General features: G+C 72.2%; 12 protein-coding genes. 6 read left to right on the top strand and 6 right to left on the bottom strand.

What is annotated here, in order from left to right; translation table 11 throughout:
• Positions 1–82: 82 nt before the first annotated feature.
• Together mqnP and ACGF5O_RS39835 are read right to left on the bottom strand one after the other, a co-directional pair.
• Entirely contained in the window at positions 83–985 is a 903-nt protein-coding gene (gene mqnP, locus ACGF5O_RS39840) for a menaquinone biosynthesis prenyltransferase MqnP (protein ID WP_393814825.1), read from the bottom strand.
• On the bottom strand, positions 982–2,433 hold the full coding sequence (locus ACGF5O_RS39835; protein WP_393814824.1) for a menaquinone biosynthesis decarboxylase: 1,452 nt from the start codon (positions 2,431–2,433) through the stop codon (positions 982–984). The genes mqnP and ACGF5O_RS39835 overlap by 4 nt, the downstream gene beginning before the upstream one ends.
• Positions 2,434–2,511: 78 nt before the next feature.
• On the opposite strand from ACGF5O_RS39835, the gene ACGF5O_RS39830 reads away from it, so the two are divergent.
• Positions 2,512–2,778: a PLD nuclease N-terminal domain-containing protein gene (locus tag ACGF5O_RS39830; protein ID WP_390043152.1), complete on the top strand. Its 267-nt coding sequence runs from the start codon at positions 2,512–2,514 to the stop codon at positions 2,776–2,778.
• Positions 2,779–2,797: 19 nt separating this feature from the next.
• On the opposite strand, the gene ACGF5O_RS39825 is transcribed toward ACGF5O_RS39830, so the two are convergent.
• On the bottom strand, positions 2,798–4,504 hold the full coding sequence (locus ACGF5O_RS39825; protein ID WP_393814823.1) for a protein kinase: 1,707 nt from the start codon (positions 4,502–4,504) through the stop codon (positions 2,798–2,800).
• Positions 4,505–4,669: 165 nt separating this feature from the next.
• On the bottom strand, positions 4,670–5,020 hold the full coding sequence (locus tag ACGF5O_RS39820) for a winged helix-turn-helix transcriptional regulator (RefSeq protein ID WP_393814822.1): 351 nt from the start codon (positions 5,018–5,020) through the stop codon (positions 4,670–4,672).
• A gap of 128 nt (positions 5,021–5,148) precedes the next feature.
• Between ACGF5O_RS39820 and ACGF5O_RS39815 the strand changes: the two genes are divergently transcribed.
• From ACGF5O_RS39815 to ACGF5O_RS39805, 3 genes are all read left to right on the top strand, one after another.
• Complete coding sequence (locus ACGF5O_RS39815; RefSeq protein ID WP_393814821.1) at positions 5,149–5,799, top strand: FMN-dependent NADH-azoreductase; 651 nt, start codon at positions 5,149–5,151, stop codon at positions 5,797–5,799.
• 126 nt (positions 5,800–5,925) lie between these two features.
• Positions 5,926–6,168 carry a chaplin gene (locus ACGF5O_RS39810; protein ID WP_393814820.1) on the top strand — a complete coding sequence of 81 codons (243 nt, stop codon included), beginning with the start codon at positions 5,926–5,928 and terminating at the stop codon, positions 6,166–6,168.
• Between the two features lie 153 nt (positions 6,169–6,321).
• Positions 6,322–7,713, top strand: coding sequence for a purine-cytosine permease family protein (locus ACGF5O_RS39805; RefSeq protein ID WP_393814819.1), 1,392 nt, complete (start codon positions 6,322–6,324; stop codon positions 7,711–7,713).
• 111 nt (positions 7,714–7,824) lie between these two features.
• On the opposite strand, the gene ACGF5O_RS39800 is transcribed toward ACGF5O_RS39805, so the two are convergent.
• Both ACGF5O_RS39800 and ACGF5O_RS39795 read right to left on the bottom strand, forming a co-directional pair.
• Positions 7,825–8,802 (bottom strand): CorA family divalent cation transporter, encoded by a 978-nt coding sequence (locus tag ACGF5O_RS39800; protein ID WP_393814818.1) that lies wholly within the window; start codon positions 8,800–8,802, stop codon positions 7,825–7,827.
• Between the two features lie 120 nt (positions 8,803–8,922).
• Positions 8,923–10,245, bottom strand: a complete 1,323-nt coding sequence (locus ACGF5O_RS39795) for a PucR family transcriptional regulator (RefSeq protein WP_393814817.1) — start codon at positions 10,243–10,245, stop codon at positions 8,923–8,925.
• A 111-nt stretch (positions 10,246–10,356) separates the two neighbouring features.
• Here ACGF5O_RS39795 and ACGF5O_RS39790 point away from each other — a divergent pair, with 111 nt between their 5' ends.
• Together ACGF5O_RS39790 and ACGF5O_RS39785 are read left to right on the top strand one after the other, a co-directional pair.
• Positions 10,357–10,806, top strand: coding sequence for a nucleoside deaminase (locus ACGF5O_RS39790; protein ID WP_393814816.1), 450 nt, complete (start codon positions 10,357–10,359; stop codon positions 10,804–10,806).
• Positions 10,799–11,770: an isopenicillin N synthase family dioxygenase gene (locus ACGF5O_RS39785; RefSeq protein WP_393814815.1), complete on the top strand. Its 972-nt coding sequence runs from the start codon at positions 10,799–10,801 to the stop codon at positions 11,768–11,770. The genes ACGF5O_RS39790 and ACGF5O_RS39785 overlap by 8 nt, the downstream gene beginning before the upstream one ends.
• Positions 11,771–11,817 lie beyond the last annotated feature (47 nt).

The following is an 11,817-nucleotide window of genomic DNA, read 5'->3' as shown; positions in this document are numbered from 1 at the left end:
CCCTGCCGTGGCAGGGATGTCGGACGACGCAACCGGTGACGGGCCCTGGGATCGGCCGGTGGACCGCCGCCACTCGGACGGGCTAGACGGCGAGCCCTCGCAGCAGCAGGTCGATCAGTGCGCAGACGAAGAGGCTGATGCCGATGAAACCGTTCGTCGAGAAGAACGCGCGGTTGAGGCGGGAGAGGTCGTGCGGGCGGACGATGCTGTGCTCGTACAGGAACGCGCCCGCCACGATCACCAGGCCCAGCCAGAAGAAGGCACCGGCGTCGGTGGCGATCGCGTACCAGACGAACAGGGCCGTGACGATCGCGTGGCAGACCCGCGCCCCCCAGATCGCCGCCGGGATGCCGAAGCGGGCCGGGACCGACATGACGCCGATCTCGCGGTCGGTCTCGACGTCCTGGCAGGCGTAGATCAGGTCGAAGCCGCCGATCCAGATGCCGACGGCGAGGCCGAGGATGACCGCGTCCCAGGACCACTCGCCGGTGATCGCCAGCCAGCCGCCGATCGGGCCCATGGCCTGGGCGAGACCGAGGATGGCCTGCGGGAAGTTCGTGAACCGCTTGCCGTAGGGGTAGACCACCATCGGGATCACCGCGACGGGGGCGAGCGCCAGGCAGAGGGGGTTCAGGAGCGCCGCCGAGCCGAGGAAGACCGCGACCGCGATCAGCGCGCCGGTCCAGGCGTGCTTCACGCTCATCGCGCCGGTGACCAGCTCGCGGTGGGCGGTGCGCGGGTTCCGGGCGTCGATCTCGCGGTCGATGATCCGGTTGACGGCCATGGCGAAGGTGCGCAGGCCGACCATGCAGATCGTGACCAGGAGCAGCCGGCCCCAGTGGATGTTCCGGTCCAGCTCGAACATCGCGGTCAGCGCGGCGATGTACGCGAAGGGCAGCGCGAAGACCGAGTGCTCGATCATCACCAGGCGCAGGAAGGCTTTCGTCCGTCCCGGCTGCGGGAGGGCTGCGGAGGCGGAGCTCACAGGCCGTACTCCTTCCAGCGGCGGTCGACCTTCGCCGCCGTATCCGGGTCCGGCAGGACCATGTCCGGCCAGCCCCCGTCCCGGGTGTAGCCCTCCTCGGGCCATTTCTTCGTCGCGTCGATGCCCGCCTTGCCGCCCCAGAACTGCTGGTAGGAGGCGTGGTCGAGGTGGTCGACCGGGCCTTCGACGATGCTCAGGTCACGGGCGTAGTCGGTGTTGCCGAGCGCCCGCCAGGCGACCTCGTGCAGGTCGTGGACGTCGCAGTCGGAGTCGACGACCACGATCAGCTTGGTGAGCGACATCATGTGCGCCCCCCAGACCGCGTGCATGACCTTCTGCGCGTGCTTCGGGTACTTCTTGTCGATCGAGACGATCGCACAGTTGTGGAAGCCGCCGGACTCGGGGAGGTGGTAGTCCACGATGTCCGGGACGATGATCTTCAGGAGGGGCAGGAAGAAGCGTTCCGTGGCCCGGCCCAGCGGGCCGTCCTCCGTCGGCGGGCGGCCGACGACGATCGACTGGAGCAGCGGGCGCTTGCGCATCGTCACACAGTCGATGGTCAGCGCCGGGAACGGCTCCTGCGGGGTGTAGAAGCCGGTGTGGTCGCCGAACGGACCCTCGGGCAGCATCTCGCCCGGCTCCAGCCAGCCCTCCAGGACGACCTCGGCGTTGGCCGGGACCTGGAGCGGGACGGTCTTGCAGTCGACCATCTCGATCCGCTTGCCCGCGATGAACCCGGCGAACAGGTACTCGTCGATGTCGCCGGGGAGCGGCGCGGTGGAGGCGTAGGTGACGGCGGGCGGGCAGCCGAAGGCGATGGCGACCGGGAGCCGCTCCCCCTTCCGCGCCGCCACCTGGTAGTGGTTGCGGCTGTCCTTGTGGATCTGCCAGTGCATGCCGATGGTGCGCTTGTCGTGGCGCTGGAGCCGGTACAGGCCCAGATTCCGGATGCCGGTCTCGGGGTCCTTGGTGTGGGTCAGCCCCAGGTTGAAGAAGGAGCCGCCGTCCTGCGGCCAGGTGAAGAGCGCCGGAAGCTGGTCGAGGTCGACGTCGTCGCCGGTCAGGACCACCTCCTGCACCGGTGCCTCCTTGACCTTCTTCGGCGGTACGTGCGCCATCGCGCCGAGCTTCCCGAACGCCTCGCGCACGCCGACGAAGCCGTGCGGCAGCTCGGGGCGGAGCAGCCCGCCGATCTTCTCGGAGATCTCGCCGTACGACTTCAGGTCCAGGGCCTTCAGCAGGCGCCGGTCGGTGCCGAACACGTTCATCGCGAGGGGCATGCTCGACCCCTTCACGTTCTCGAAGAGCAGCGCCGGTCCGCCGGCCTTCTGCACCCGGTCGACGATCTCCCCGACCTCCAGATACGGGTCGACCTCGGCCTTGACACGCTTGAGGTCTCCCTCGCGCTCCAGTGCCCGGAGCAGGGAGCGAAGATCGTCGTAAGCCATGTGTCCCAGTATCGGCCACCGGGGGTCGGGGCCCGGTCACCGCCCCCTGCGTACTCGTCGGCCGCTAGTGTGGCCGCCATGCTCAGGTATCTGCCCTACTTGCTGGTCCTCGCCCTGTGGATCTACGCCTTCGTGGACTGCCTGAACACCCCCGAGGACGAGGTCCGCGCCCTGCCGAAGCTGGCGTGGGTGTTCGTCATCCTGCTCTTCGGCGAGGTCCTGGTCGGCCCGGTGGCCTGGCTGGTGGCCGGCAAGACCCGCCAGCCGCGCGAGCGTTGGGTCGCCCCGGACGACAACCCGGAGTTCCTGAAGTCCCTGAAGCCGGACGATCCGCGCACCGACTGACCGCGGGATCCCCGGGATCCTAGAGAAGGGCCTTGACCTGCGCCGCCGTCAGGGCCCGCTGGAACACCTGGACCTGTTTGATGGAGCCCGGGAACCAGTCGGTGGGGCCGGTGGGGCCCGTGGCGCGGCCGATGGTGAGGGGGCCTTGGGCGGCGGTGGGGTTGGTGTCGTTGATGCCGGCCTCCTGGGTGCCGCCGACGTAGAGGACGAGCTGGTTGCGCAGGCCCTCGTAGACGCCGACCAGGTGGGTCCAGGTCCCGGCCTCGGGGACGCTGTACGACAGGGCGCGCAGGCCGGGGCGGGCGAAGGCCCAGCGGTTCTCGGCGGGCGAGTACTGGAGGTAGAAGCCGCTGACGACGCCCGCGTCCTGGGCGACGGCGGTGGCGAAGGACGTCGGCTGCCCGGTCAGGCACACCCAGGCCGAGACGGTGAAGCCGCGGCCCCTGCCGGTTCTGAGCACGGACCCCCGGGTGACGATCTGGCTGGAGCCGCCGTCGAAGAGCGCGGCTCCGTCCTTGCCCCGGCCCCAGCCGACGGCGGTCGCGGTGCCGTCGTAACGGCCGGTGTCGTCGGCCGCGACCGTCCCGGAGGTCTCCTCCAGCGGCCACGCGGCGAGCGGCGAGGGCACGGAGACGGCACCGGCACCGGCGGGGTGCTGTGCGGCCTTCTTGTTCCCGGCCCGGTTGAGGACGTGCGCGACCGGTACGGCCCCGAGCGCGGCGACCGCGAGAACTCCCCCGGAGACGAGCAGCGCGCGGCGGCCCACCCCGCCGCCCGGAGCGGCGACGGGTGTCGGGGGGTCGTACGGCGCCGGGGCGGCCCGGGTGAGCGGGCGGGTGGCGGCGGGTGCCGGGGCGGATCCGCCCGTGAGCACGGTCCGGGGGTCCGCGGCCGGTCGGGCGAGGAACGCCGTGGTGCCGGCGGCCGGGCCGATCCTCGTCAGGATCTCGCGCGGGGTGGGACGGTGGGCCGGGTCCTTCGCCAGGCAGTCCGCGACGAGGGCGGCGAGGGCCGGGTCGCCGACGGCGGTGATGTCGGGTTCGTCGTGCACGACCCGGTACAGCAGGGCCGGGGTCGGCCCGTTGCCGAAGGGGTTGCCGCCCGTGGCCGCGAACGCCAGCACCGCGCCCAGCGCGAACACGTCGCTCGCCCCGGTCACCTCCTCGCCCGCCACCTGCTCCGGCGACATGAAACCGGGCGAGCCGACCATGAGCCCGGCCCGTGTGATCGTGACCGACTCGACGCTGCGGGCGATGCCGAAGTCGATGACCCGCGGCCCGTCCTCGGCGAGCAGCACGTTCGACGGCTTGAGGTCGCGGTGCACCAGCTGCGCCGCGTGGATCGAGGTGAGCGCCTCCGCCAGCCCGGCGGCGAGTTCGAGAACGGTGGCGGCGGGCAGCGGTCCCCGTTCGGCGACCGCGTCCTGGAGCGAGGGCCCGGCGATGTAGCTGGTGACCAGCCAGGGCAGCGGGGCGTCCGGATCGGCGTCCACGACGGGTGCGGTGAAGGCACCGCTCACCTTGCGGGCGGCCTCCACCTCACGCCGGAACCGTGATCTGAACTCGGGCTGTCCCGCGACCAGTTCGGCATGGACCACTTTCACGGCGACGGCCCGGCCGCCCGGGGAACGGCCGAGGAAGACCCTCCCCATCCCGCCCGCGCCGAGCCGCCTCAGCAGCTGGTAGTCCCCGACGGATCGCGGATCGCCGGGCTCCAGAGCTGCCACGACCCCTCCCGCACCACTGACTCCCGAAGACCCGGCCAGCATAGGACCGCCGACCCCGCCGCTTGGCCGATTCCGGTTCCCCCGGGGCAAGTTGCCCCGGGGTCTGCCCTTGCGGACAAGTCCGGGCCGGGCTCCCGCGGCGCGGGCGACGACGGAACGGGGCCCTCAGCAGGGCGAGTCGGGAAGGTGCTCGCGTGCCCACTCGCCCAGGGCCTTCAGTGACGGCTCCAGTGCCGACCCCTGGGCGGTGAGGCGGTACGAGACCCGCAGGGGTGGGCCCTCGTCGACCTCGCGGACCACGAGTCCGGCGGTGGCGAGTTCGGCGAGCCGGTCGGAGAGCATGCGTTCGCTGATGCCGGGGATGGCGCGGCGCAGGTTGGCGAAGTGCGTGGGCTGATCCATCAGGACGGACAGGATCGGGCCGTTCCAGCGCTTGCCGAGCACTTGGAAGACGCGCGTGATGCCGGCATCGACACCTTTGCACGCTTCCGGGTCATGGGCCTGCTCCACCGCCATGGGATCAGGGTACAGCCCCACAGAAAGGAAGGGGATGAAAAAAAGTAAGCACCTGTGTTATCTATAGCTGAGTACGAATCCTCAGCCCCCGCGGCTCTGCCCTGGGCCCGTGTATCCGGAGACCTCTCATGGCCACGCTTCTCCACATCGACTCGTCCCTCCTCCCCGGCGGCGCCTCCTCCTCCCGTGCCGTCACCGACGCCTTCCGTACGGCCTGGCTGGCACAGCACCCCGACGGCGAGGTGATCTACCGCGACCTGGCCGTGGACCCCGTACCGCACCTGAACGCGGCCGCCCACACCGCCGGTTTCGCCGACCCCGCCGACCACAGCCCCGAGCAGGCGGACGCCTTCGCGGCCCGGGTGAAGCTGATCGAGGAGCTGGAGCAGGCGGACGCGCTGCTCATAGGTGCCCCGATGTACAACTTCACGATCCCGTCGACGCTGAAGGCCTGGCTGGACAACGTGGTCCTGTTCGGCCGCACGATGGGCGAGACGCCGTCCGCCAAGGGCACGCCGGTCACCGTCGTCGCCAGCCGCGGCGGCTCGTACGCGCCGGGCACCCCGCGCGAGCCCTTCGAGTACGTCCAGAACTACCTGACCGCGGTGCTCTCCGACGGCCTCGGCCTGGACGTCGACTTCATCGTGCCGGAGCTGACGATGGCCCCGCAGAACCCGGCGATGGCCGAGCTCGTGCCGCTCTACGAGGCCTCCCGCGACCGCGCCCTCCAGGACGCGGCCAGCAAGGCGAAGGAGCTGGCGGACCGCCTCGCCGCGTGACGGACGCACCGGCCCCGGGCCCCCGGTCCGGGGCCGGTTGCGCCGATCGGCCCAGCAGCACATGCGGCTCCGGTGGCGGGCGGTTGTGATGGACGCGTTCCGACCCCCGACGCCCAGGAGGCAGTCATGCGCATCCGTTCCCTCGCCGTCACCGGCGCCGTCGCCGCGGCCCTCGCCCTCGGCGGCAGCACCGCCGCGTTCGCCGACAACGGCGCCGAAGCCACGGGTACCGCGTCCAACAGCCCGGGGGTGCTGTCGGGCAACGTCATCGAGGTCCCGGTCGACGTCCCGGTGAACGTGTGCGGTGACAGCATCGACATCATCGGCCTGCTGAACCCGGCGGCCGCCAACGCCTGCACCAACGGCTGACCCGGGCCGCGCGACAGGTATCGTCCGAGGACTTCCGGGGGCACCGCGCCTCCGGAAGTCCTCGCATGCGTGCAGGTTGTACGCCGGTGAGCCGCCCGAAGCGGACAGTGCGCCCCTGGGCCGGGCCGGGAGCGATCCCGACACTTACCTCGTATGACGACTGCTCCCGCCGATTCCACCACCAGTAGCGCGCCCGAGTACGGCGACCGGGTCATCGCCGTGGAGGCGGCGGGCTCGGAACCCATCCCCGAGGCCGAACGCCACGGCAGCCCGCTCCAGTTGCTCTGGACCTGGGCCTCCCCCAACATCGAGTTCGCGACCGTCTACATCGGCGTGATCGCGGTCCTCTTCTTCGGTCTCGACTTCTGGACGGCGACCGCCGCGATCCTGCTGGGCACCGCGATCGGCGCGCTCACCCAGGGCGTGCTCTCACTGGACGGGCCCCGGTTCGGCGTCCCGCAGATGGTGATCGGCCGCTTCTCCTTCGGCTTCCTCGGCAACATCCTGCCCTCCGCCGCCAACGGCCTGCTGGCCGGCGTCGGCTGGTTCGCGGTGAACAGCGTCAGCGCCGCCTTCGCCCTGAACACGCTGACCGGCCTGCGCCCGCTGCCCTCTCTTCTCCTCGTCGTGGTCGCCGAGATCCTCATCGGCTTCATCGGCCACAACTTCGTGCACACCTTCGAGAAGTACGCGTTCCCGGCGCTCGCGGTGATCTTCCTGCTGGCCGGGGTGTGGACCTTCAAGGACGCGGACCTCGGCGGGGGCGGTTCGGGCGGCGGTGTCGGCGGCTTCCTGCTCGCGTTCAGCGCGGCCTGGGGCTACGCGGCCGGCTGGAACCCGTACGCCACCGACTACTCCCGCTACCTGCCGCGCACCGCGAACAAGGTGAAGACGGTCCTGTGGCCGGCCGTCGGCCTGTTCGTGTCGGTCTCCATCGTCGCCGTCATCGGCGCGGCCTCGGCCACCATCATCGCCCCCAAGGACGCCACCCCGACGGCCGCCTTCACCGGCCACCTCCCCGGCTGGCTCGGCGACCTCGTCCTGCTCGCCATCATGCTCGGCGGGGTCTCGGCGAACGCCCTCAACGTGTACTCCGGCGCGATCTCCATCGCCTCCTTCGGCCTGAAGCTCCCCGCCTGGCTGAGCCGCAGCGCCCTGGTCGTGGTCTCGGGCATCGCCGGCACGGCGGCCGCCTGGGCCTCCCTGGACGACGCGGGCGCCGCCTACGAGGCGTTCCTGCTCGTCATCGCGTACTGGGTGGCGCCCTGGCTGGGCGTCGTCCTCGTGGAACGGTGGCTCCAGCGCCGTACCGCCACGGACGAGGAACTCTCCGCCCGCCTCACCGACCGCTCCTTCACCAACTGGCCCGGCCTCGCCGCCCTGCTCATCGGCGTCGCGGTCTCCGTCCCCCTCTTCTCCAACCAGGAGGACTACGTCGGCTACGTCCCGAAGCACTGGCCGTCCTTCGGCGACATCACCCCGGTGGTCGGCTTCGCGATCAGCGCCCTGCTGTACACGGCCCTGCGAAGGCGCCCGCGCCGGTAGCGCCCTCGCCGGAAGCGCCCCAAAGGGGCGCGGGGCTGTATTCGATATGCGGCTCCGCCGCGTGGGCGCGACCAGCCCCCACGGCGCCGCACCCGACCGACGGCCCTCCCCCTATTCGTCATCCCGCAGCCGCCGCCAGATCCGGCTCCGGTGCAGCAGGACCAGCGAACCGACGACGGCGACCAGCTGGAGCCCCACGGCGAGCAGCCAGAACTCGTCCCTGGTCTCCAGCCGGTTCGTCAGGAACTCGAAGTTCATGCCGAAGAACCCGGTCAGGAACGACAGCGGCAGGAAGATCACCGACACGATCGCCAGCCGGTTGATCACCCCGTTCTGCTCGCCCGCGACCAGCGAGCCGTAGCTGGCGAAGGCCCGCCGGGTGGCGTCCTGGAGCGACTCGATGTCCGCGAGGACCAGCCGAGCCGCCCGCTGGAACTCCTGGGCGAGCCGCTGCCGTTCCACCGGGAAGTCGGGGCTCATCATCCTGCGGGTGATCACCTCGTCGACCCCCTGGAGGTACGGCAGCAGCGCGTGGTGCAGGACGGCGGAGTGGCGGCGCAGCTGGGACAGCCGGTAGATCTGCTCGGGGCGCCGCTTCTCGAACATGTCGTCCTCCAGCTCCTCCACCTGGAGCAGCGCCTCCACCGCGGCCCGGCGGAACGTCGAGAGCGCCTCCTGGAGCAGCAGGAACAGCGCGGCCACCGCGTCGCGCGGCCGTTCCCTTCGCACCAGTGCCGTGATGTCCCCCGGCAGGCCCGCCCAGTGGCCCCAGTGGACGGCGACCAGGAAGCGTTCGGAGGCCAGGGCGTGCGCCTGGTGGACCTGGCCGCCCCTGACCACCGGCACGACGAACCCGGCGGTGTCGCCCAGGAACTCGGCCCGCGGGGACCCCTCCCGCCGGCCGAACCACTCCAGATCCTCCTCGTCCAGCCCGAGCTGCCGGACCACCGGCTCCTCGGCCGGGCCCGGTTCCCCGGGCAGTTCGACACCGAGGAGCAGGAACGGATCGGTGGCGAGCCGCCGGCGTGCCTCCGCCGTGGAGACCGTCGTCATGCCCCCGTCCGGCACCGACACCACCGTCACGATCATCGATCGCCCTCACCGCTGATCCCGTCGCCCACGCTCCCAGCCTGCGGGCGGCCCGCGGTACGCGCACCCGCTGCCGCCCCGACCAGGTGCGGGCCGTCCGGGCGAGACGGCACCCCGCGCCTAGGCGCTCCGCCGGAAGTGCCGCGCCATGCCGTCTGCCGACTGCTGCGCCGTCGTGGCTGATCGCGCAGTTCCCCGCGCCCCTTTAGGGCGCGTACCCGCGGCGCCCCGCACCACCCGCTGCGCGCAGGCCGCCGTCAGGAGTTCGCCCAGCAGGTCGGGGTCGTCGATCTCCAGGCCGAGGAGGGACTCGATGCGTTCCAGGCGCTGGTAGAGGGACTGGCGGCCGATGTGCAGGAGGGCGGCCGTGCGGGTCGGGGAGCAGCCGTGGCGCAGGTGCACCTCCAGGGTGCGGACCAGGTCGCTGGGGTGGGCGGCCTCCCAGGCCAGCAGCGGGCCGAGGGTGTGCTGGACGAGCGCGGCGAGCCGGTCGCGGTTGGCGGCGACCCCGCCGCGGGTCAGCTCGCGTTCCAGGGCGAGGGCGCGGGCCGAGGTCACCGTCGGGCCCTCGGGCGCGGCCGGTTCGGCGGGCGGCACGGTCAGGGCGAGTTCGAGGGTGGTGCGGGCCGCGCGCAGCGTCTCGCTCCAGTGCAGCCAGCCGCCGGGGCCGACCGCGTGGCCGACGGCGACCGTGGCCCCCGCCTCGGCGGCCCCCCGGAACGCCTCCTGCACGGCCCGTACGGGATCGCCGGGAACCGCGGCCGGCACCGCGAGCAGGGCCAGGACGTCCCCCGGGAACACGGCCCGCAGCACCCCTGCCCCGCCGAGCGCGCGGACCGCCCGGTCCACCGCGCCCACGCCCCGGCTGCCGTGCAGCGAGACGCCGAGCAGCCGGGCGCCGGGGCCGGGGTGGAACCCGGCGAGCGCGGCCCGCGCCTCCACCTCGGGCTGGTTGAGGGCCTGCCCGTCGGCCAGGTCGGCGAGGAGCGCCACCGCGTGGTCGTCGCCCCAGGGCCGGACGACCGTACGGCGGCCGGACAGGCCCCGGGCCACGATCGCCCGGTTGGCGGCCTCCGTGATCCGCACGAACGGCACCACCCGGTGCAGGGCGAACAGCGGCAGCCCGAGCCGGCCGGCCTCGTCGGTCACCTCGGGCGGCATGCCGGGCAGGGCGCGCCCGACCTCGACCGCGAGTCCGGCCGCGCCGCGGGCCGCCAGCTCCCGGACGTACCGGCGGCGGACCTCGTCGTCGGCGTCGGTCAGCCCGAAGCCGTTGGTGAGCAGGAGTTCGCCGCCGTCGAGGAAGTTGGCGCCCTCGTAGACCTCGCTGGAGTGCACCCAGCGGACCGGGCGGTCGAGGGCGGCCTCACCGGCGAGGAGTTCGGGGCGGGCCGCCCGCACCGGGTCGAGGGCCAGGACTTCGCGGAGGGTGAGTGCGGGCACGGCGACCTCCAGGGGACGGGCACGGCCGCTGACATTTCGTCCGGCCGGGGGTTGCCCGGAGGGTACTTTCCGCACGTTGCCCTCGTGTTTCGGCCACAGGAGAGTGAAGACATGGATCAGTCACAAGACCGGGCCCGGCTCGCCGCCGCCGTGGCCGAGGCCCGCGCCGGGCTCGCCGAGGGGGGCATCCCGATCGGCGCCGCGCTCTACGGCGCCGACGGCACCCTGCTCGGCCGCGGCCACAACCGGCGCGTCCAGGACGACGACCCCTCCATGCACGCGGAGACCGCCGCCTTCCGCGCGGCGGGCCGGCAGCGGTCGTACCGCGGCACCACCATGGTGACGACCCTGTCGCCGTGCTGGTACTGCTCGGGCCTGGTCCGCCAGTTCGGCATCTCCCGGGTCGTGATCGGCGAGGCGGCCACCTTCCACGGCGGCCACGACTGGCTCGCCGAACACGGTGTGGAGATCGTCCTGCTGGACGACGAGGAGTGCACCGCGCTGATGCGCGACTTCATCAACGACCACCCGGCTCTGTGGAATGAGGACATCGGTGAATGAGCCCCGGCCCCGTATCCCCACCATCGATCTGCGTCCCTGGCTGGCCGGTGACCCGGCGGCCCGCGAGGAGCTCGCCCGGACCGTCGACTCCGCCCTGCGGACCGCCGGCTTCCTGCTCGTCACCGGGCACGGGGTCGCCCCGGAACTGCGCACCGCCGTACGGGAGGCCGCGCGCCGGTTCTTCGCCCTTCCCACCGAGACCAAGCAGGCGTACGAGGCGAAGGTCGGCGGGCGCGGCTGGCTCGGGCCCGGCGCGGAGGCCAACGGCTACTCCGAGGGCACCGAGACCCCGCCCGACCTGAAGGAGTCGCTGACCTTCGCGACCCACGAGCCGTTCGACGACCCGGTCGTCAACGCGGAGTGGTACGCGCCCAACGTGTGGCCGGCCGAGGTGCCCGAACTGCGCACGATCTGCGCGGAGTACCTGGACCGGATGGCCGAGCTGGAGAAGGAGCTGCTGTCCCTGCTCGGGTACGCGCTCGGGCTCGAACGGGACTTCTTCTCCCGGCACATGGACCATCCGACGTACGGCTTCAACATCAACTGGTATCCGGGGACCGAGGTGCTCGGCGAGCCCGCGCCGGGCCAGTTCCGGATCGGGCCGCACACCGACTTCGGGACGGTGACCATCCTGGACCGGCAGGCCGGCAAGGGCGGTCTCCAGGTGTACACCGACGAGGGCGGCTGGGAGGACGCGCCGTACGACGCCGACGCCTTCACCATCAACATCGGCGACCTGATGGCCCGTTGGACCGGCGACCGGTGGCGGTCGGGACGGCACCGGGTGCTGCCGCCGCCCGTCGACGCACCCGCCGAGGAACTGATGTCCCTCGTCTACTTCGGCGAGTGCACCCCGGGCACGACCGTCGAGTCCGTCCCGGCGCCGGTCGGCCGGGTCGCCTACCCGCCGGTCGACTCGCACGTGTACCTGCGGGAGAAGCTGGACTCCATCACCGTCGGCTGATCCCACAGCGTCAGGATTCGTGACCCAACAGTCACCACGCGATCTGG

Origin of the sequence: Streptomyces sp. NPDC048291, from assembly GCF_043201715.1 — a bacterium.
GTDB lineage: Bacteria > Actinomycetota > Actinomycetes > Streptomycetales > Streptomycetaceae > Streptomyces.
The sequence above is the reverse complement of the archived record's forward strand: the minus strand, read 5'-3'. Positions and strand labels throughout refer to the sequence as shown.

What these genes read in the sequence shown, in the direction of transcription:
- ACGF5O_RS39810 (WP_393814820.1), top strand. Translation starts at nt 5,926, where the DNA reads ATGCGCATCCGTTCCCTCGCCGTCACCGGCGCCGTCGCCGCGGCCCTC.
- ACGF5O_RS39805 (WP_393814819.1), top strand. Translation starts at nt 6,322, where the DNA reads ATGACGACTGCTCCCGCCGATTCCACCACCAGTAGCGCGCCCGAGTAC.
- ACGF5O_RS39815 (WP_393814821.1), top strand. Translation starts at nt 5,149, where the DNA reads ATGGCCACGCTTCTCCACATCGACTCGTCCCTCCTCCCCGGCGGCGCC.
- ACGF5O_RS39800 (WP_393814818.1), bottom strand. Translation starts at nt 8,802, where the DNA reads ATGATCGTGACGGTGGTGTCGGTGCCGGACGGGGGCATGACGACGGTC.
- ACGF5O_RS39820 (WP_393814822.1), bottom strand. Translation starts at nt 5,020, where the DNA reads ATGGCGGTGGAGCAGGCCCATGACCCGGAAGCGTGCAAAGGTGTCGAT.
- ACGF5O_RS39830 (WP_390043152.1), top strand. Translation starts at nt 2,512, where the DNA reads ATGCTCAGGTATCTGCCCTACTTGCTGGTCCTCGCCCTGTGGATCTAC.
- ACGF5O_RS39835 (WP_393814824.1), bottom strand. Translation starts at nt 2,433, where the DNA reads ATGGCTTACGACGATCTTCGCTCCCTGCTCCGGGCACTGGAGCGCGAG.
- ACGF5O_RS39790 (WP_393814816.1), top strand. Translation starts at nt 10,357, where the DNA reads ATGGATCAGTCACAAGACCGGGCCCGGCTCGCCGCCGCCGTGGCCGAG.